This is a genomic window from Flavobacterium endoglycinae (genome assembly GCF_017352115.1).
GTDB lineage: Bacteria > Bacteroidota > Bacteroidia > Flavobacteriales > Flavobacteriaceae > Flavobacterium > Flavobacterium endoglycinae.
Map to the genome: position 1 here is coordinate 1394241 of NZ_CP071448.1, position 19451 is coordinate 1413691.

19 protein-coding genes are annotated in these 19451 nt (G+C 33.5%); 6 read left to right on the forward strand and 13 right to left on the reverse strand.

Annotation, left to right across the window (positions count from 1 at the left end):
• Positions 1-42 precede the first annotated feature (42 nt).
• Together J0383_RS05920 and J0383_RS05925 are read right to left on the reverse strand one after the other, a co-directional pair.
• Positions 43-1404, reverse strand: a complete 1362-nt coding sequence (locus tag J0383_RS05920; protein ID WP_207297507.1) for a pyridoxal-phosphate dependent enzyme — start codon at positions 1402-1404, stop codon at positions 43-45.
• Positions 1405-1443: 39 nt separating this feature from the next.
• On the reverse strand, positions 1444-3411 hold the full coding sequence (locus tag J0383_RS05925) for a putative porin (protein WP_207297508.1): 1968 nt from the start codon (positions 3409-3411) through the stop codon (positions 1444-1446).
• Positions 3412-3579: 168 nt separating this feature from the next.
• Here J0383_RS05925 and J0383_RS05930 point away from each other — a divergent pair, with 168 nt between their 5' ends.
• Positions 3580-4242, forward strand: coding sequence for a ribonuclease HII (locus tag J0383_RS05930; protein ID WP_207297509.1), 663 nt, complete (start codon positions 3580-3582; stop codon positions 4240-4242).
• 52 nt (positions 4243-4294) lie between these two features.
• Here J0383_RS05930 and J0383_RS05935 read toward each other — a convergent pair whose 3' ends face one another.
• The 3 genes from J0383_RS05935 to J0383_RS05945 all read right to left on the reverse strand — a co-directional run bounded on the left by J0383_RS05935 (position 4295) and on the right by J0383_RS05945 (position 6901).
• A complete protein-coding gene (locus tag J0383_RS05935; RefSeq protein WP_207297510.1) occupies positions 4295-5146 on the reverse strand; it encodes a nuclear transport factor 2 family protein in 852 nt (283 codons plus the stop codon).
• Positions 5147-5444: 298 nt separating this feature from the next.
• Positions 5445-6143, reverse strand: coding sequence for a lipoyl(octanoyl) transferase LipB (lipB, locus tag J0383_RS05940; protein ID WP_207297511.1), 699 nt, complete (start codon positions 6141-6143; stop codon positions 5445-5447).
• Between the two features lie 5 nt (positions 6144-6148).
• Positions 6149-6901: a hypothetical protein gene (locus J0383_RS05945; protein ID WP_207297512.1), complete on the reverse strand. Its 753-nt coding sequence runs from the start codon at positions 6899-6901 to the stop codon at positions 6149-6151.
• Between the two features lie 310 nt (positions 6902-7211).
• Between J0383_RS05945 and lysS the strand changes: the two genes are divergently transcribed.
• Entirely contained in the window at positions 7212-8915 is a 1704-nt protein-coding gene (gene lysS, locus J0383_RS05950) for a lysine--tRNA ligase (RefSeq protein ID WP_207297513.1), read from the forward strand.
• A 92-nt stretch (positions 8916-9007) separates the two neighbouring features.
• Here lysS and J0383_RS05955 read toward each other — a convergent pair whose 3' ends face one another.
• Together J0383_RS05955 and J0383_RS05960 are read right to left on the reverse strand one after the other, a co-directional pair.
• Positions 9008-9604, reverse strand: coding sequence for a hypothetical protein (locus tag J0383_RS05955; RefSeq protein ID WP_207297514.1), 597 nt, complete (start codon positions 9602-9604; stop codon positions 9008-9010).
• A 24-nt stretch (positions 9605-9628) separates the two neighbouring features.
• Positions 9629-10654 (reverse strand): 2-hydroxyacid dehydrogenase, encoded by a 1026-nt coding sequence (locus J0383_RS05960; protein ID WP_207297515.1) that lies wholly within the window; start codon positions 10652-10654, stop codon positions 9629-9631.
• Positions 10655-10778: 124 nt separating this feature from the next.
• Here J0383_RS05960 and J0383_RS05965 point away from each other — a divergent pair, with 124 nt between their 5' ends.
• Entirely contained in the window at positions 10779-11195 is a 417-nt protein-coding gene (locus J0383_RS05965; protein WP_207297516.1) for an SPFH domain-containing protein, read from the forward strand.
• Between the two features lie 161 nt (positions 11196-11356).
• Entirely contained in the window at positions 11357-12088 is a 732-nt protein-coding gene (locus J0383_RS23665; protein WP_239023251.1) for a hypothetical protein, read from the forward strand.
• A 61-nt stretch (positions 12089-12149) separates the two neighbouring features.
• Here the strand turns inward: J0383_RS23665 and J0383_RS05975 are convergent, their stop codons facing one another.
• The 6 genes from J0383_RS05975 to J0383_RS06000 form a co-directional block, all read right to left on the reverse strand.
• Complete coding sequence (locus J0383_RS05975) at positions 12150-12611, reverse strand: DUF6985 domain-containing protein (RefSeq protein ID WP_207297517.1); 462 nt, start codon at positions 12609-12611, stop codon at positions 12150-12152.
• Positions 12612-12796: 185 nt separating this feature from the next.
• A complete protein-coding gene (gene hemL / locus J0383_RS05980) occupies positions 12797-14083 on the reverse strand; it encodes a glutamate-1-semialdehyde 2,1-aminomutase (RefSeq protein ID WP_207297518.1) in 1287 nt (428 codons plus the stop codon).
• A 38-nt stretch (positions 14084-14121) separates the two neighbouring features.
• Positions 14122-14373 (reverse strand): hypothetical protein, encoded by a 252-nt coding sequence (locus J0383_RS05985; protein WP_207297519.1) that lies wholly within the window; start codon positions 14371-14373, stop codon positions 14122-14124.
• Between the two features lie 34 nt (positions 14374-14407).
• Entirely contained in the window at positions 14408-15307 is a 900-nt protein-coding gene (locus tag J0383_RS05990) for a glucosaminidase domain-containing protein (RefSeq protein WP_207297520.1), read from the reverse strand.
• The gene (locus J0383_RS05995; protein ID WP_207297521.1) at positions 15300-16208 is read right to left on the reverse strand and encodes a 1-aminocyclopropane-1-carboxylate deaminase/D-cysteine desulfhydrase; all 909 of its coding nucleotides are present in this window, start codon (positions 16206-16208) and stop codon (positions 15300-15302) included. The genes J0383_RS05990 and J0383_RS05995 overlap by 8 nt, the downstream gene beginning before the upstream one ends.
• Positions 16209-16259: 51 nt before the next feature.
• Positions 16260-16592, reverse strand: coding sequence for a hypothetical protein (locus J0383_RS06000; RefSeq protein WP_207297522.1), 333 nt, complete (start codon positions 16590-16592; stop codon positions 16260-16262).
• A 114-nt stretch (positions 16593-16706) separates the two neighbouring features.
• Here J0383_RS06000 and J0383_RS06005 point away from each other — a divergent pair, with 114 nt between their 5' ends.
• Positions 16707-16892 carry a DUF5522 domain-containing protein gene (locus J0383_RS06005; RefSeq protein ID WP_207298657.1) on the forward strand — a complete coding sequence of 62 codons (186 nt, stop codon included), beginning with the start codon at positions 16707-16709 and terminating at the stop codon, positions 16890-16892.
• Between the two features lie 558 nt (positions 16893-17450).
• Positions 17451-19427, forward strand: a complete 1977-nt coding sequence (locus J0383_RS06010) for a urocanate hydratase (RefSeq protein WP_207297523.1) — start codon at positions 17451-17453, stop codon at positions 19425-19427.
• The last annotated feature ends 24 nt before the right edge of the window (positions 19428-19451 follow it).

The following is a 19451-nucleotide window of genomic DNA, read 5'->3' on the forward strand; positions in this document are numbered from 1 at the left end:
TAAAACAATTGGATTTATGGATTAGCCTATTTCAAATATCATTTATTTTATTGAGCCAATGATATCGTATTTCGTAATAATATGATGACTACCGTTTCCTAAATCAACTAAAACGGCATCATTTTCTTTTGAGAAAAGTTTCGAAACTTCCTCAATTGGAGTTCCCATTTTTACAATTGGAAATGGTTTGCCCATTACTTCTTTAATTGGTTTTTCGGCTACGTTTTTATCAGCTACATAACTTCTAAATAAATCTGTTTCATCTACAGAACCTACAAAACCATTTATATCTACAACCGGAATTTGAGAAATTTTGTATTTACGCATACGTTCGATAGCATGCGAAACCAATTCTTCTGTACGAACCACGATCAATTCTTTATCAATATGATCTTTGATTACGTCTTCGGCTTTGGTTACATTTTCTTCTAAGAAACCACGCTCACGCATCCAATCGTCATTAAACATTTTTCCAACATATCGGCTTCCTGAATCGTGAAACAAAACCACAACTACATCATCTGGTTTAAAATGTTCTTTTAACTGTAACAAACCTTTTATGCAAGCTCCTGCTGAGTTCCCAACAAAAATTCCTTCTTCTAAAGCAATCTTTCTCGTATAAACCGCTGCATCTTTATCCGTTACTTTTGTAAATCCGTCAATTAAAGAAAAATCTACGTTCTTAGGCAGAATGTCTTCCCCAATTCCTTCCGTTATATAGGAGTAAATTTCGTTTTCGTCAAAAATTCCTGTTTCATGGTACTTTTTAAAAACAGAACCGTACGTATCGATTCCCCAAATTTTGATATTTGGATTTTTCTCTTTTAAATATCTTCCAACTCCAGAGATAGTTCCTCCTGTTCCAACTCCAACTACAAAATGTGTAATTTTTCCTTCTGTCTGTTTCCAGATTTCAGGTCCAGTCTGCTCATAATGTGCCAATGAATTTGACATATTATCATACTGATTTACATACCATGAATTTGGTGTTTCTTCAGCCAGACGTTTTGAAACTGAATAATACGAACGCGGATCTGTTGGCTCCACATCTGTAGGGCAAACGACCACTTTCGCACCAACGGCACGAAGAATATCCATTTTTTCTTTCGACTGTTTATCTGAGATTACACAAATCAGTTTGTATCCTTTTACAATAGCAACAAGTGCCAATCCCATTCCGGTATTTCCAGAAGTTCCTTCAATAATAGTTCCGCCTGGTTTTAATCTGCCGTCTGCTTCAGCATCTTCAATCATTTTTACGGCCATTCTGTCTTTTACAGAATTTCCAGGATTAAAGGTTTCGACTTTTGCCAATACTAACGCATCAATTTCAGCAACAATTTTGTTGAGTTTTACCAATGGCGTATTGCCGATTGTTTCTAAAATATTATTTGAAAAGTCCATTTATTTTAAGTTTATAGTGGTTCTGATGAAAGACACCTTTTATTGGAAGAAATTCCAAACCAAACCAAATCTGATTACAAAATCACGGTATGGATAATTAGGCGCCGAGTAATAGTTTCCTTTTGAAAAAAGAGCATTTATATGTTCTCCTTTCAAATAAAAACGAGTCTGACGAATTCTTGCATTTATAAAAAGATCGATTGTCGCAAAATCACCAATTTCTTTGGTATCTTGAACATAGAATTCTCCAATTACAGGATTGTATCCGTTAGCATAATATTTGGTGAAATAATTAAATACAACTCCTCCTTGCGCATACAATGCTTTTTTGAAAAAGTAATTTGAATAGTACAATGTATTTCTAGTCACGAAATCAGGTACGTTTACGATTGATTCTGACTGATCAACTTTTTGATATAACAAGGTATTATCAAATCCGAATTTCCCGAATTTAAATTCTTTATTGGCTTTTATTTCAAGGTAATTAACGGCATTTCCATATTGTGCCGGATTGATAATCTGAGTTTGCAATGCTGTTTGTGCAGCAGTTGAAACATCTTTAAAATATAAATGATCGTTTAAGACCGTGTATTGCACTTCTGCATTTAACCAAGGCGTGTAAATAGCTGCTCCAAGCGAATTAATTTTCTCATTTTTAAAATTATTCGACCAGTTATATTGTACGTAACTGCTTTGGTATAAATTGAAATTGTTATTTGGCAGTTTGTTGATGTTTCTATATCTGAAATCAAACTGGATTTTCTCATTTAAGTTGTAACGCAATTTAGCATCAAGATCAGAAAGTGACTGGTTTGTAATCGATCTAGTATACAAAAATCGTCCGTTCCATTTGTTTTTTTGATATTCATATTGCGCTCCAAAATTATTAATCTGAAGAAATAAATTGTCTGGAATTGTTCTTCCATCTTTAAAAACAATGATTTTTCCATACTCATAATTAGAGCGGTAATCATCTACAAAAAAGTGAAATTTACCTAAAAGAGAATTCTCATAAGCCAATCCTACTTTATTATACAATCGTTCAAAATGAGTCTGATCGTTTATATTACTCGTTACATACGATTCTCCAAAACGTTGTACTTCTTCACCATCCACTATTGAAAGAACGGTTGGCTGTTTATATTCAAACGCTTTACTTTCATAATTAAACTGATGGTTGATGTATAAATTATTATTGCCTTCTTTTGGATTTACTCTGAAAGCATGATCAAAAAACAAACGTCTTCCTTTTAAAAGCGATTCGGCATCTGTTAAATATACTTGCAGACGCTGGCGGTTTTTAAAATCTGGATTGTCGCTTTCAAAATCTTCTGGTGTTGTAATACCTCCGTTTTCTTCATTCAAATTATCCTGATACGTAAAATGTCCGTTTATAGCATATCTTTTATTAGTAGTCGCATAACTCGTTGTAAACCTAAAACTTCCTGAACTTACCAGCTGATTAATGTAATCTCCCTCTGAACGAAGACCGCGATACGCAATAGAAAAGTTAAGATTTTTTGAAGTATTTAAAGTAATAAATGAATCTACGTTTTGTCCTTTATTGATAGTCGTATTAAAAAACAACTCTGTAAAAGGTGTTGCTGCCGAATAATAACGTACTTCATCTGCCTGAATGTAATTAAAATGTTTTCCGTTGAAACCAATTTCTGGATAGGGCGAAAAACTTGTTAAACTGTATTGTAAAGTATTTATCGGCTGACCAATGTTTGGCAATTCCAAAAGTCCAAAAAGATCTTTTCTAAGATGATTTTGTTTGTAAGCACTCTTAAGAGTCAGCGAAGTATCGGCATAAATCGTGTCGTGTTCTAATGAAATAATCTTATATTGATCTATAGTAGCAATCTTTGATTTTTTCTTTTTTACTGTATCTGTTATGCTTGAATATTGGGTGTTCATATCTAAATTATTTTTAGAAGCAGGCTTTCCCTGAGAAAACAATAAAGTTGGAACTACTAATAGATATAGAAAAATGAATATTCTCATTTGATGGCTTTATATAAAATTATTTTGACAAAATTTGCTAAGCAAAGGTAAATTATAAAAACAAATAAATAAAAAAACACTTCAATTTATACAATTGCCTTGGCAGACAGTATCAAAACGAATATTTTTGTGGAAAATTTCACCTCAACTGTATTAAAAAAATCAAAAATGCTTGAAAAAAATTTCTCAGGATTTGTTTTAGAAACCGGAACTGATGAAGCAGGACGAGGCTGTCTTGCAGGTCCTGTAACGGCAGCTGCGATAATTCTCCCAGCAGATTTTGAGAATGCTATTTTAAATGACAGTAAACAATTGTCTGAAAAAACAAGAGCGCTGTTAAGACCTGTAATTGAAGAACAAGCTCTTTGTTTTGCTGTAACACATTTATTTCCAGATGAGATTGATGAAATAAATATTTTAAATGCTTCGATGAAAGGTATGCAGGAATGTATTTTGAAATTAAAACATATTCCTGAATTTATTATTGTAGATGGAAATCGTTCTTTAAATGCTAAACTTGGACTTAAAAATACTTTTGGAAGACAGTTTTCTACAGACGAAATTGCTCTTTTAAAATCGATTCCAAACCAAAGCATTATAAAAGGGGACGGAAAATATTTAAGCATTGCCGCCGCATCTATTTTAGCCAAAACATATCGTGACGAATATATGGATCAAATTCACGAGGAATTTCCAATGTACAACTGGAAACAAAACAAAGGATATCCAACAAAAGAACATCGGGAAGCAATTAAAGAATTTGGTACAACAAAATACCACCGAATGAGTTTTAGACTCTTACCCGAACAATTAGAATTGGATTTGTTCTAATAAAAAAGACCTTCACATGAAGGTCTTTTTTATTAGTATAGAATTGCAGCTATTACTTTTTACTTTTTAAGAACTCTGCAAATTGTTTCGTATCAAAATAAAACGGTCGTATTGCCGTAATTTTTCCGTTTTTCAAATCAAAGTGTTCTGAAATAGGCATTGAAAGTGATTTGCCTGATTTTTTAGCAGTACATTTTACAGTGAAATAAATAATGACTTCATTTTTAGAAGCGTCACTAAAATAAGTTGGTTCTTTTTCTACTTCCAAACTAAAGAATTCAGCCGACTTGGTAAACATTTTAGTCCATTCTGTAAATCCTGTATAGGTTCCGCCATATGGAAGTCCTTCTGCCTGATTATAAATCGCTCCGTCTTCGATTACTGCCGACATTTTAATGAAATCTTTAGTTTTAAAAACAGATTCGAAATATTGAGCCACGACATTAAAATTTTCTGATTCGAGTTTTTTTAAAGCATCCGCTTCAGACATTGTTACTTCTTTGTCCCAAAAACCAATAATTTTACTTACCTGACCTTTGCCGTTTAATCTGGCAAAATCACGTCCAGTCATGATAACATTGCTTTTTGAATCCAGAACTTTCCATTCCCAAGTTACATAATTGTCTTTTACAACTTTGGCTCCTGATGTTAAAACCGCATCTGGATTTTTTTTGTAAAATTCAGCTATCACATTATTAAATGCCGCAATTCCTTTTATAGATGCCGATGGATCTTCAAAAGTACTGTCTTCTAGCCAAATCGATTTTATAAGTTTTAGTCTGGCATCATTATTCTTTTCCTGCCATGCTTTTTCATAAATCGTAATGGGATATAATTTATCTTTCTTTTGGGCAGAAAGACCGCTAAGTATAAAAAGGAAACAGAGTAAGTAAATTTTTCTCATAAGCATTTTCATTAAAATAATTGGGATTTCATAACAACACAACCAAATTTAGTATAAATACAACAACAAAACCAGTATACTCTGTAATTTGTCATCCCTTCAAAATCTTAACTTTTGGGAACTCTTTTTTACATTTTTCGAATATATTTTTCTAAAAATGCGATTTTATGTCTAAAACTTACGCTGTATTATATTTTAAAATTTCTGCTGCTGCTTAAGAAAAGCATCTTAATTATTTAAAGAAAAAGAAAAAACCGTTTCAAACATGCATCTGAAACGGTTTATATTTTGAAGTTTTTTAAACAAATTCGGCTTCAAACAAATCTTTAAAATGTTTGACAATTTTGGATTTTACTTCTTCCTCATCTACTTTTTCCACACCAAGTTCGACTTGTAAAGAAGTAACTCCTTTTCCTCGAATACCACACGGAATAATATTATCAAAATAGCCTAAATCGACATTTACATTTAAAGCGAATCCGTGCATGGTTACCCAGCGTGAAGCTCGAACTCCCATCGCGCAAATTTTACGTGCAAACGGAGTTCCTACACCCAGCCAAACACCCGTTTCTCCTTCACTTCTCCCCGATTCCAATCCGTATTCTGCCAATGTCAGAATAATAGATTCTTCTAGTAAACGCAGGTATTTATGAATATCCGTAAAGAAGTTTTCTAAATCTAAAATAGGATAACCTACAATTTGTCCAGGTCCGTGATATGTAATGTCGCCGCCACGATTGATTTTATAAAAAGTCGCTCCCTTGGCTTCTAATTGTTTTTCGTTTAATAATAAGTTTTCCAGATCGCCGCTTTTGCCTAAAGTATACACATGCGGATGCTCAACAAATAATAAATAATTGGGTGTTGGCAGATCTAATTCTTCTCTTCTGTTCTTGATTTTTAAATCAACAATATCTTTAAAAATCTCTTCTTGATATTCCCAAGTTGATTTATAATCTCTTTTTCCCAGGTCCTGAAGTTGAATTTTTTTATTCATTTTGATTATTTTTCAAACTCAACGTCAAAGTTAAGTTTGTCCGGATTCTCCATATAATCCGTAAAAGTGTATTGAATTGTAATTGATTTTCGATCGTCGCTAAACAACGCATTTGGATTAGAAACTTTCTTAATCTTTTTTGGAAAATGGTATTTCACAATATAATTGGATGATGCAAAAATCATTTTTGACATATCTGCAGCCGAATCTTTTGCCTTTGCTGCTAATTTTTGCTGATCAATTACAGCTTTTCTGGTAAATTTCTTTCCGTCATATGTGTAACTTAATTTGCTTTTGTTATCACCAAAACCACTTCCCAGCGGGTTTGCATTTGCTCCTCCTTCTAGTTTTTGAAGTGAGCTTGCCGTTTGTAAAATATCCTGAAGTTCATTTACATTTTTAAAATCTGTTGCCATTGTCATTAAAAACTGTTTCTTTTCTGAACTCATTTTTGTTGTCACTACAAAGTTTTCCAGTTTTTTAAGTTCTTTTTGAACATCTGGTGACAATTTAGCTATACTGTCTTTTTTCTCAGCAAATAATTGTTTGAAAGTAAAAGTAGAGTCGATATCTTTTTTAGCGTTAGCACCCATTTGGTTACCAATTTGATCACCAGCCATTTCCATTAAAGCAGAACCGTCCATATCGACAGAAAATTTCCCAGTTCCGTTATCGTTGATATAAATATTTTCAGTGAAAGTGCAGCTTGTTAAAGTTGCTAATAGAAAAGAAAGACTTAATAATTTATATAATTTCATCGTTTACAATTTTTTATCAAAGATACGAACTTTTTTATTTTTAAGGCTCTAAGAGGCTAAGGTACGTAGGCACTAAGTTTCTTCGTTGCTTTACAACAAAAATGGTTTGTGAAATCGAAAATTTCTAATCTAGCCCCGATAGAAGCGGTATCCTTTTTCTTGCTTCTTTAGCAAGGAAAAGATACAAGTGGATAGCGGGACTAAAGGTCATTGAAACCCAATAATTTGATGCTGCAAAAAATCTAAAATCTGCATTCTAAAATCTACATTCTTTTCTTTATCTTTGCACACTTAAAAAAATAGAGCAAAAATGGCATTATCAGAACAAGAAATCATCAGAAGAGAAAAACTTCAAAACTTACGCAACTTAGGTATTAATCCTTATCCAGCTAATCTTTTTCCTGTAAATCATACATCTAAGCAGATAAAGGACTCATTTGAAGAAGGTAAGAAGGTTATTGTTGCAGGACGTTTGATGAGTGTTCGTGATCAAGGTAAAGCTTGTTTTGCTGAGTTACAAGACAGTGAAGGACGTATTCAATTGTACGTAAACCGTGATGTTTTATGTGAAGGCGACGATAAAACTTTATACAACCAAGTTTTCAAAAAATTAACCGATTTAGGTGATTTTATTGGTATTGAAGGGGAATTGTTTACGACACAAGTTGGTGCAAAATGTATTCGCGTAACTGGTTTTACTTTCTTGAGTAAAACATTACGTCCGTTACCATTGCCAAAAGTTGACGAAGAAGGAAATGTACACGATGCGTTTAACGATGCTGAATTGCGTTACAGAATGCGTTATGTAGATTTAACGGTAAATCCGCAGGTTAAAGAAACTTTTATTAAACGTACCAAGTTATTTACAGCAATGCGTGGGTATTTTAACGATGCAGGATATTTAGAAGTTGACACTCCAGTTTTACAATCAATTCCTGGTGGTGCTTCGGCAAGACCTTTTATTACGCACCATAACTCGCTTGATATTCCGCTTTATATGCGTATTGCGAATGAGTTATACTTAAAAAGATTAATTGTTGGTGGATTTGAAGGTGTTTATGAGTTCTCTAGAAACTTCCGTAACGAAGGGATGGACAGAACGCATAATCCTGAGTTTACTGCAATGGAAATATATGTAGCCTACAAAGACTACAACTGGATGATGGAATTTGCTGAAGGCTTATTAGAGCACTGTGCAATTGCCGTAAACGGAACTAGTGAAGTTACTTTTGGCGAGCACAAAATCAATTTTAAAGCGCCTTACGCTCGTGTTACGATGACCGATTCTATCAAACATTTTACTGGTTTTGATATTTCTGGTAAAACCGAACAAGAATTGTTTGAAGCAGCACGCGGAATGGGAATTGAGGTTGACGAAACTATGGGTAAAGGAAAATTAATCGATGAGATTTTTGGAGCGAAATGTGAAGGAAATTATATTCAGCCAACTTTCATTACAGATTATCCAAAAGAAATGTCTCCGCTTTGTAAAGAGCACCGCGATAATCCAGATTTGACAGAACGTTTTGAATTAATGGTTTGCGGAAAAGAAATCGCAAATGCGTATTCTGAATTAAATGACCCAATTGACCAAAGAGAGCGTTTTGAAGACCAAATGCGTCTTTCTGAAAAAGGTGATGATGAAGCAAACGGAATTATCGACGAGGATTTCTTAAGAGCACTTGAGTACGGTATGCCTCCAACTTCTGGAATGGGAATTGGAATGGATCGTTTGATTATGTATTTAACAAATAATGCTTCTATACAGGAAGTTTTATTATTCCCACAAATGCGTCCTGAGAAAAAATCAGCTCAGATTGAACTTTCTGATGAAGAGAAGTTTATTGTAGATTTGTTGAAAAAAAATGAAGACAAAATGGATCTTCAGCAGTTAAAAATTACAGCTAATTTAAGCGGTAAAAAATGGGATGCATCTATGAAAAACTTATCGAAGCACGGTGTGACTAAAGTTGTTGTTGACGGTGAGTTTAAATTTGTCGAACTTGTTGGTTAAATTACAATACTAAAAATTCCAAATTCCAATTTGATTTTATAATATTTAAAACCCGACAGATTTTTAAAATCTGTCGGGTTTTTTATTGTTTTTTAAAACGAATACTTCTCTAATTTCTTGTCATAAATATCCAGCACCTTTGTACTTTCTTTAGGAACATCTCCTTTCCATTTTTCTTCTATTGAAGGATTTGATGGATATTTTCCGTTTTTCATTTTTACCAAATGATATAATCCATCACTTTTGATCAATAAATCATAAAATTTTTCAGTAATCGATGTTGTTACTAAAATTGGGAAATCCGTTACGGTAAACGAATTGATTAAAGAGCCATCAGTATTCAGAATATATCCTGAGCAGCCTCCGTTTCCACAGAAATAGGAATTTGAGAAACCTACAAAATATTCATTATTCTTATCGTTGTTTAAATCGAAAGCTTCGTAATAAAAATAACGGTCTTCTTTGGACATCGTCTTAAGATCATTTTTCAACAACACTTTTAATTGTTTTCTGATTAACTCAACTTCTTTGTCATCTTTAGTTGGAACATTGCTTAAATCTGCCGTTCCTCCCAATGTTTTAGACAATGTATCTTGAACAATTGTCTTTACAATATTCTTTGAATCATTCTTATTTTGACAGGAATAAAACGCCAAAATTCCTATTAGAATTAGAATTTTATTTTTCATAATCTGATTTCATTTAATTACACGCTAAACTAATAATGCGGCTTTGTTTTCAATATCATTCTGCTCCAAAAGAGATTTAATATTATTGAAAGTCACCAAGGCAATCTGCGTTAAAGCTTCGTTGGTAAAAAACGCCTGATGTGCGGTTACCAAAACATTCGGAAAACTCATTAAACGCTGAATGGCGTCGTCTTGAATAATATCTGCCGATAAATCTCTAAAGAACAATTTCTCCTCCTGTTCGTAAACATCAATTCCGAGATAACCAATTTTACCTTCTTTTAAACCTTCAATAACACAAGCCGTTTCTATTAACCCGCCTCGGCTTGTATTGATTATCATCACATTTTCTTTCATAAACGAAATAGAGGTTTTGTTGATAACATGTTTTGTCTGATCATTCAGCGGACAATGAAGCGAAATAATATCGCTTGATTTAAAAATTTCTTCTAAACTCACAAAAGAAACACCATCTCGTATCATGTCATCATTTTCGACAATATCATAAGCCAAAACTTTACAGCCGAAACCTAATGCTATCTTCGCAAAAGCTTTTCCTATGTTTCCCGTTCCAATAATTCCGATTGTTTTTCCATACAAATCAAAACCTAATAATCCGTTTAAAGAGAAATTCTGTTCTCTTACTCTATTATATGCTTTATGTGTTTTTCTGTTTAAAGTCAAAATCATTGCCATAGCATGTTCTGCAACTGCTTGTGGAGAATAAGCCGGAACTCGGCAAACTTTGAGGTTATATTTTTTCGCCGCTTCTAAATCAACATTATTAAAACCGGCACAGCGCAAGGCAATTATTTTTACGTTTTTCTCTGCCAATTGTTTTATTACAGCTTCGTTTACAATATCATTTACAAAAACACAGACAATCTCACATTCTTCAATTAAAGCAGCAGTCTGCTGATTTAACTGTGTTTCAAAAAAGTCCAATTGAAAACCAAAATCTTCATTGTAGGTATTGAAGAAGGTTTTATCGTAAGGCTGTGTTGAGAAAAAAGCAATTTTATTTCTAGTGGAAGTACTCGCTAAACTCATAATGATTGATTCTTGAGATTATAATTTGTTGATCCCCTAAAAATAAGAAAATATTTTCAAAAGTCAGATTAAACCTATTGATAAAAAAGATATCTAAGCCACATAACCTTTAAAGAAATAAATCATGAAAAAACTATTAATCGCAGCTATGTTATTCGTTGGAATAGCAGGTTTTGCACAAGACAAAAAAGAAAGACTTACTCCTGAACAGCGAAACGAAAAACAATTACAAAAATTAACTACAGAATTAAATCTTGATACTAATCAGCAGGCTCAGGTTAAACAGCTTTTAGCAGACAGAAGTGCAAAAGTTGAAAAATTAAGAGAAGCTCGAGAGGCACAAAAAGATAGCGACGTTAAGCCAACTGCATCAGAAAGAGAAGCTTTTAGAAATGAATTAAAAGCTGAAAAAGAAGCCAATGATGCTAAAATGAAATCTATTTTGAATGCTGACCAGTATACAAAATGGAAATCTATTCAGGAAGAAAACAAGGAAAAAGCTAAAGATAGAATAAGAGAATATCGAAAAGATAAAAACTAAAATACTTTAGAAAAAGAGGCCGTTAAAGCCTCTTTTTTATTTGAAACCAATTTAGGTTTTCATTAATAACTTCTGTTAAATAAAAGATAAATCTGACAATCTCATTAAACTTAATAAATCTGTTGAAGTCTAAATGGCATAAACCTTTAAAAAAAACAATTATGAAAAAAGTATTTATCGCAGCTTTATTATTCGTGGGAATGATAAGTTTTGCACAAGACGTTAATCAGAAACCGACACGTGATCAAAGAGAAAAACTAACTCCAGAACAACGTAACGAAAAGCATTTACAAAAATTAACTGCTGATTTAAATTTAGATAAAAAACAACAGGAACAAGTAAAACAGCTTATTGCAGAAAGAAGTGCGAAAGTTGAAAAATTCAAACAAACTCGCAAAGACAGCAAAACAACCCCTACTCCTGAAGAAAAAGTAGCTTTCAAAAAACAGATGGATGCTGAGAAAGAAGCTAATGATGCTAAAATGAAATCTATTTTAAATGCTGATCAATATAAAAAATGGACTGCTTTAAAAGAAGAACGTAAACACGATCATAAAGGTAAAGATCATAAATCACCTGAGGAACGTAATAAAGAGCATTTACAGAAACTGACAACAGATTTAAACTTGAATGCAGATCAGCAAAAACAAGTAAGTGAACTTTTATCTGACAGAAGCACAAAGATGGCGATGCTTAAAAAAAGCAGAAAAGATTCTGGTGTTCCACCAACCGACGCTGAAAAGAAAGCTATGAAAAAACAAATGGAAGAAGACCACAAAGCTTATGACGCCAAAATGAAATCGATTTTAACTGCTGATCAATACACAAAATGGACTGCGATTAAAAAAGAGCATAAAAACAAAATGAAAGAACACCGAAAAGACAAAAAATAATCTCGGTTGTAAAAAAGGAGGCTAAAAGCCTCCTTTTTTATTATTCTTTTTCTTAATATGATTAAGCCGCAATACCACCAATTGCAATTATTTTATTTTTCTTCATTTTTATTTCAATACCATGTTCAGGATCTAAATCATATCGTATAAGAATTTTCAGCGTATTTCTTTTTAATATTCTTATATATAAAATATCTTGTATATATTCAAAATGCTTCTCATCGTTATCAATATTAAGAGGTTCTTCTCCTGATCGATTAAAATCCTCATAATATTTTGCGTAAATATTTTTATATCGAGTAAAAGTTTCTTTTTTTATTTCATCCATTGCATCTTTGATATTATCCAAAAAACTGCGAAAAGTTTTTTCATAATCGTCCATTTCTTGCTCATCTGGAATACTTCTATCTCTTCCTAAATATATCTCTATTTCTTCTTTTTTTAGGTAAGGAATTTTAAACTTTACATCACTTAGAAAACCTATCCAATTTTCATTAATCTTTCCCCAAAATTTATGCTCCATTTTTGTAAATTTTACAATTTATGGGTGCAAATAAATGCTTTTAAAAGCTATTAAATAGCTCTTAAAAATCTTATTAATAACAGATTAAGGCAATATTTCACATAGAAATGAAAGGTAAAAAAAAAGCACTAAGAACAAAACAAATAAACATAAAAATAAAAGGAGGCTTTAAGCCTCCTTTTTTATTAAAATGATTTTGATACTTTATCAATTGCATTAATTGTAAAATCTAAATCTTCGTACGTCAATGCATCGGTAATAAACCACGTTTCGTATGCAGATGGCGCGATGTAAACGCCTTCTTGCAATAATCCGTGGAAGAATTTTTTAAATGTTTCGTTATCTCCTTTTGCAGCCGTTTGGAAATCGGTTACTGGATTTGCATCAAAGTGAACCGAAATCATAGAACCAACTCTATTGATGGTAAAAACAACATTATTCGCTTTTAAAACTCTATCGATTCCAGCTTCTAGATAAGCTGTTTTTTCTTCCAAACGAGTAAAAATTTCTCTGTCTGAATCAAGCGCTTTCAACATTGCCAATCCAGCAGCCATTGCTAACGGATTTCCAGATAATGTTCCGGCTTGGTAAACTGGTCCAAGAGGCGCTAAATAATTCATGATTTCTTCACGCGCTGCAAAAGCTCCAACTGGAAGTCCACCACCAATAACTTTTCCGAAAGTCACGATATCAGCATCAATTCCGTATAGTTCTTGAACGCCACCGCGAGCTAAACGGAAACCTGTCATTACCTCATCAAAAATCAATAAGATTCCGTTTGCCGTACACAAGTCTCGTAATCCTTGCAAGAAACCTTCTTGAGGCGGAATACATCCCATGTTTCCTGCAACGGCTTCAATAATAATGGCAGCGATTTCACCTTTATTAGCTTCAACAAGTGTTTTTACATTCTCTAAATCATTGTATTTGGCTAATAAAGTATCTTTTGCAGTTCCTTCTGTAACTCCAGGGCTATTTGGCGAACCAAAAGTAACTGCTCCACTTCCCGCCTGAATCAAAAATGAATCTGAATGCCCGTGGTAACAACCTGCGAACTTTACAATTTTATCTCTTTTTGTAAATCCGCGAGCTAAGCGAATTGCACTCATACAAGCTTCTGTACCTGAATTTACAAAACGTATTTTATCAATATTTGGAACCATAGAAACGGCCAAAGCTGCGATTTCTGTTTCCAATTCTGTTGGCATACCAAATGATGTCCCTAATTTTGCTTTCTCAATCACAGCATCAACAACCGGCTGATATGCATGACCTAAAACCATTGGTCCCCAAGAGTTAATATAATCGATTAATTTATTTCCGTCTTCATCATACAAATAAGCGCCTTTTGCACTTTTTACAAAAATCGGAGTTCCGCCAACGGCTTTAAATGCTCTTACTGGTGAATTTACTCCTCCCGGAATTACTTTTTCTGCTTCAGCAAAAAGCTGACTACTTCTTTTATATAACATTATAATTTAAGATTTCTGATTTTAGACTTTAGATTTAATTATCTGCTTAAACCTTGGTCTGTTATAAACTCATTGAAATATTGTTGTTCTATTTGTCTTTCTTTTGAAAGTTCTTCTATTTTCATATCAGACATACCTATTGGAGAATAAAATCTCCATTTCCAAGTTGGCCGATGTTTTATAAAAAAGTTTGTTTCTGCAAATTCATCATGTTCATAAACTCCACAAAAAAGTCTGATGGTTAAAACTATCCCAAAAATTAAAATCAAAACTGAAATTTTCTTCTTCATTATCCAAACTGAAAACTGAGACTGCGACTGAAACTCACTTCACTTTTAGCCTCTGCCCTATCGAAATCGCATTATCAGTCAGATTATTTTTCTGCTTTAAATCATCAACTAATAAATTGAATTTCTTTGAAATAGAGTACAAAGTATCACCTTTTTGAACTTCGTATAAATTTGGATCATTTGAACCCATATTAATCTTTAGATCGGAATTAGCCACTGAAGATGAACTTCTTGCTGGAGCCGAAGTATTAATAGGAACATAGTTTCTTCCCGTAACCTGACAATCGTATTGATGCAGATTGTAACGTTCGATATAACTGATTAACTTATCAGGATATTTCGGATCTGTGGCATAACCTGCTGCTCTCAATCCTTTTGCCCAAGCTTTGTAATCGTCTTTTTCGTAAGTAAATAAAGTAGCGTATCGCTTTTTACCAACTAAAAACAAAGCGTGATCTCTATACGATTCCGAAGCCTCTCTATATTTTCTAAAACATTCCTGAGCCGAATCATCATCATGGCGGACACTTTCTCCCAACCAATCATTATGGCATTTTATTCCAAAATGATTATTAGCATCTACCGCTAAATCTCCTCTACCCGCACCCGATTCTAAAATTCCTTGCGCTAAAATAATACTCGCAGGAATTCCGTACGTTTTCATGTTTCCCATTGCAATATCTTTGTACTGCAACACATAATTATTAATTAAATCGCTTGTAACAACGGTTTTGGAAGTAGATTGAATAACTTCAGTTGTATTATTTGTAGAAGGATAATTTTTGGCAATTGGCTTAGCAGGAGTACTTCTTTTTGTTGAAGCTGTTCGGGATTGAACTGCTGCCGCTTTTTTAGTCGTCGCGATGGCAGGCTTACTAGACGAGCAGCTTGCTAAAGCTAATATTACGAGAAGTAATACAATTTTTTTAATCATTGGTTTTGAGTATTGGTAATTTCTTCTGCTTCAACTTTATATTCATTCCGTCAATTCCCTGCAATCCGCCTGTGTGAATGAGTAAAATTTTTGAATGGGCAGGAAAATAGTTTTTGTGTATTAAATCTATAACGCCAAAAACCATCTTTCCTGTATAAATTGGATCTAAAGGCACTTTATTCTTTTCAAAAAAAGCATTAATAAATTCAATTAATTCTAAATTTATCTTGCCATAACCTCCAAAATGATAGTCAGAAATTAAATTCCAGTTATCTTTTTTTGCAAAAATACGAATTTCATCGTTTAAAAAGTCACCTTTTAACGCTGGAAAACCCAAAATTTTCTGATTTTGGAGCGAACTATTAATTAATCCCGAAATCGTGCCGCCAGTTCCAACTGCACAGCAAACATAATTAAAAACCGAATCTTCGTCTGTCAAAATCTCTTCGCAGCCTTTTACAGCCAATTCATTTGTACCGCCTTCGGGAACCAGATAAAAATCGCCAAACTTATTTTTTAGTTTTTCTATAAATGAATTTTCACTTTTTAAACGATATTCTTCTCTCGAAATAAACTCGAATTGCATTCCGTTTTCATGCGCAAATTTCAGAGTTGGATTTTCTTCTATTTTATCAAAAAGTTCGTCTCCGCGAATGATTCCTATAGTTTTAAATCCTTGCTCTTTTCCCGCATAAGCTACAGCGGCAATATGATTGGAAAATGCTCCACCGAAAGTCAATAAGGTGTCTTTGTTTTCGGCTTTTGCCTGAAGCAGATTGTATTTTAGTTTTCTAAATTTATTTCCAGACACAAAAGGATGAATGAGATCTTCGCGCTTTATGGTCACCGAAATAGCATTCGGAAATTGAATATTTAAAGATTGATTGAAAACTGGATTCATTTTTTTAGTTGGAAAGTCAAAAGGGATAATTCATTTTTAATATCTTAAAGTTTATTGCTTGATATACTTTAGAAACTGAAAAAAAGATCGGTTTTTTAGATAATTCAAATCGGTTTCTTTTGTGTAAGCTTCTCTTTCAAAACTAATATTTCGATACGCCAAATCCTTGTTTTGGTATTGAATTAAACGAATAATAAATTCCAAAATATACCAAATAAAAAACGGAAGAATGAGTAATTCAATTTGTTGTCTTAAATGTATTTTTTCATGATTAACAAAAGTTTCATTTCTTTTATCAAAATCATATTTCATCACAATAAACGGAAATACAGCCATTCCTCTATATCCGTTCGGAATTAAATATTTAGCAACAATCAGAAACATTGGCTGTAAAATTTATAAATTTGTAGCTATAAAATTGTTCGATTTGAATAAAATCATAATCAAATATTTTTATTTTTGATTTTAATTATTAGAAAAAGAACCCGAAGCAGATTTATGAAAGAGCAAAGTAATGAAAATAAATTAATCGAAGGCGAAGATTTTTACTATACACCCGAAGGTTACAAATGCTTTACTGAAAAATATCATTTAAAACGTGGTTACTGCTGCAAAAGCGGTTGTCGTCATTGTCCATATGGTTTTGACAAAAGAACAGGAGAAATCAGAAAGAAAGGGAATTAGATAATGTGTCAATTTGATAATTTTGAAAATTAAATTCCAAATTTGAAAATTCCAAATTCCAATCTAAAATCAACAATCTAAAATCATAAAATGGATATCCATTCACAAAAATTCAGGATTAAAATCCACAAATCCTATCACAGGTCGGATATCCGTTATCCCTAGTTTTTTTTTATTAGAAAATGTGGCAATTTGAAAATTAGATAATTAAAAATAAATTTCAATTTTTAAATTTTAAATCCCAAACGCAAATTGAAAATCTAATTGTAACGATTAATATTTCGCTCCGCTGGAGCTTTTAGGTTGGTTATTATTATTTTCTATAAATATTTCGCCTTTCTAAGTCTTTGTATTGGGAATAGATATGTTTTATTAGCTCCGTTAGGAGCGACATATTTATAGCATTAATTAACATCCCGTCACATTAAGCCCCAGCGGGGCGACATAATTTAAACACTAAAATTAATCTGTTGTTAATCTAACAAGAATACCTTAGTAGCTTAGAACCTTAGCAACTTAGTATCTTTAAAAAAAGCAACTCAGCACCTCAAAAAGAAAATGACTTTCAAAGAACAAATACAACAAGGAATACCTTCTATATTACCACCAAAACAGGCATACGATCCAGCGATTAATCATGCTCCGAAACGAAAAGAAATCCTTTCGGCAGAAGAAAAAAAGCTGGCGCTGAAAAATGCTTTGCGTTATTTCGATCCAAAACACCACGCTGAATTGCTTCCTGAATTTTCGGAAGAATTAGAAACTTATGGGCGTATTTACATGTATCGTCTTCGCCCAGATTATAAAATGTACGCAAGACCAATTGATGAATATCCAGGAAAATCATTGCAGGCAAAAGCGATTATGCACATGATCCAGAACAATTTGGATTATGCGGTGGCACAGCATCCGCATGAATTAATTACATATGGTGGAAACGGAGCTGTTTTCCAAAACTGGGCACAGTATTTATTGACCATGCAATATTTGTCTGAAATGACAGATGAGCAAACTTTAACGATGTATTCTGGACATCCAATGGGATTATTTCCTTCTCATAAAGAAGCGCCGAGAGTGGTCGTAACAAACGGAATGGTAATCCCGAATTATTCCAAACCTGACGATTGGGAAAAAATGAATGCTCTTGGGGTTTCGCAATACGGACAAATGACGGCGGGAAGTTATATGTATATCGGCCCGCAGGGAATTGTTCACGGGACTACGATTACGGTTTTAAACGGTTTTAGAAAAATAAAACAAAATCCAGAAGGGAGTTTATTTGTTACTTCTGGTCTTGGCGGAATGTCGGGTGCGCAGCCAAAAGCCGGAAATATTGCAGGTTGTATTACAGTCTGCGCCGAAGTAAATCCGAAGATTACTAAAATCCGTCACGAACAAGGATGGATTAATGAAGTGGTGACTTCTACGGATGAATTGGTTGCCAGAGTAAATTCGGCGAAAGCCAAAAAAGAAACCGTTTCGATTGCTTATTTAGGAAATGTGGTCGATGTTTGGGAACGTTTCGATCAGGAAAATATCAAAATTGATTTAGGTTCAGATCAGACTTCGCTTCACAATCCATGGGCTGGAGGTTATTATCCGGTTGGAATTTCGTTTGAAGACGCCAACAAAATGATGGCTGAAAATCCTGATTTATTCAAAGAAAAAGTTCAAGAAAGTTTACGCCGTCATGCGGATGCTATCAACAAACATACTGCAAAAGGAACGTATTTCTTTGATTACGGAAATGCCTTTTTATTAGAAGCTTCCCGCGCTGGTGCAGATGTAATGGCAGAAAACAATATCGATTTTAAATATCCAAGTTACGTTCAGGATATTATGGGACCAATGTGTTTCGATTACGGATTTGGTCCTTTCCGTTGGGTTTGTACTTCTGGAAAACCGGAAGATTTACTAAAAACAGATGCCATTGCATGTGAAGTTTTAGAAAAAATGGCCGAAACTGCTCCCAATGAAATTCAGCAGCAAATGCAGGATAACATTAAATGGATTAAAGGTGCGCAGGAAAACAAACTGGTTGTAGGTTCACAAGCTCGTATTTTATATGCTGATGCAGAAGGAAGAATCAAGATTGCTGAAGCCTTTAATCAAGCCATTGCAAAAGGTGAAATTGGCGCTGTGGTTTTAGGGCGCGATCATCACGACGTTTCCGGAACTGACTCGCCTTACAGAGAAACTTCAAACATTTATGATGGATCACGTTTTACAGCCGATATGGCGATTCACAATGTGATTGGAGATAGCTTTAGAGGAGCAACTTGGGTTTCTATTCATAATGGTGGTGGCGTTGGCTGGGGAGAGGTTATAAACGGCGGATTTGGTATGGTTCTTGATGGTTCTACAGAGGCTTCAAAACGTTTAGCATCAATGCTTTTCTGGGATGTTAACAACGGAATTTCAAGACGAAGCTGGGCTCGAAATGAAGGTGCTGTTTTTGCTATAAAAAGAGCAATGGAAGTTGAGCCATTATTAAAAGTAACTTTACCCAACCTAGTTGATGAAAGTCTGCTTTAAACTAAAACAGAACATTTAATTCTT

What these genes read in the sequence shown, in the direction of transcription:
- J0383_RS05925 (WP_207297508.1), bottom strand. Translation starts at nt 3,411, where the DNA reads ATGAGAATATTCATTTTTCTATATCTATTAGTAGTTCCAACTTTATTG.
- J0383_RS05920 (WP_207297507.1), bottom strand. Translation starts at nt 1,404, where the DNA reads ATGGACTTTTCAAATAATATTTTAGAAACAATCGGCAATACGCCATTG.
- lipB (WP_207297511.1), bottom strand. Translation starts at nt 6,143, where the DNA reads ATGAATAAAAAAATTCAACTTCAGGACCTGGGAAAAAGAGATTATAAA.
- J0383_RS05960 (WP_207297515.1), bottom strand. Translation starts at nt 10,654, where the DNA reads ATGAGTTTAGCGAGTACTTCCACTAGAAATAAAATTGCTTTTTTCTCA.
- J0383_RS23665 (WP_239023251.1), top strand. Translation starts at nt 11,357, where the DNA reads ATGAAAAAAGTATTTATCGCAGCTTTATTATTCGTGGGAATGATAAGT.
- lysS (WP_207297513.1), top strand. Translation starts at nt 7,212, where the DNA reads ATGGCATTATCAGAACAAGAAATCATCAGAAGAGAAAAACTTCAAAAC.
- J0383_RS05975 (WP_207297517.1), bottom strand. Translation starts at nt 12,611, where the DNA reads ATGGAGCATAAATTTTGGGGAAAGATTAATGAAAATTGGATAGGTTTT.
- J0383_RS06000 (WP_207297522.1), bottom strand. Translation starts at nt 16,592, where the DNA reads ATGTTTCTGATTGTTGCTAAATATTTAATTCCGAACGGATATAGAGGA.
- J0383_RS05965 (WP_207297516.1), top strand. Translation starts at nt 10,779, where the DNA reads ATGAAAAAACTATTAATCGCAGCTATGTTATTCGTTGGAATAGCAGGT.
- hemL (WP_207297518.1), bottom strand. Translation starts at nt 14,083, where the DNA reads ATGTTATATAAAAGAAGTAGTCAGCTTTTTGCTGAAGCAGAAAAAGTA.
- J0383_RS05935 (WP_207297510.1), bottom strand. Translation starts at nt 5,146, where the DNA reads ATGAGAAAAATTTACTTACTCTGTTTCCTTTTTATACTTAGCGGTCTT.
- J0383_RS05930 (WP_207297509.1), top strand. Translation starts at nt 3,580, where the DNA reads ATGCTTGAAAAAAATTTCTCAGGATTTGTTTTAGAAACCGGAACTGAT.
- J0383_RS05990 (WP_207297520.1), bottom strand. Translation starts at nt 15,307, where the DNA reads ATGATTAAAAAAATTGTATTACTTCTCGTAATATTAGCTTTAGCAAGC.
- J0383_RS05955 (WP_207297514.1), bottom strand. Translation starts at nt 9,604, where the DNA reads ATGAAAAATAAAATTCTAATTCTAATAGGAATTTTGGCGTTTTATTCC.
- J0383_RS06010 (WP_207297523.1), top strand. Translation starts at nt 17,451, where the DNA reads ATGACTTTCAAAGAACAAATACAACAAGGAATACCTTCTATATTACCA.
- J0383_RS05995 (WP_207297521.1), bottom strand. Translation starts at nt 16,208, where the DNA reads ATGAATCCAGTTTTCAATCAATCTTTAAATATTCAATTTCCGAATGCT.
- J0383_RS05945 (WP_207297512.1), bottom strand. Translation starts at nt 6,901, where the DNA reads ATGAAATTATATAAATTATTAAGTCTTTCTTTTCTATTAGCAACTTTA.
- J0383_RS05985 (WP_207297519.1), bottom strand. Translation starts at nt 14,373, where the DNA reads ATGAAGAAGAAAATTTCAGTTTTGATTTTAATTTTTGGGATAGTTTTA.
- J0383_RS06005 (WP_207298657.1), top strand. Translation starts at nt 16,707, where the DNA reads ATGAAAGAGCAAAGTAATGAAAATAAATTAATCGAAGGCGAAGATTTT.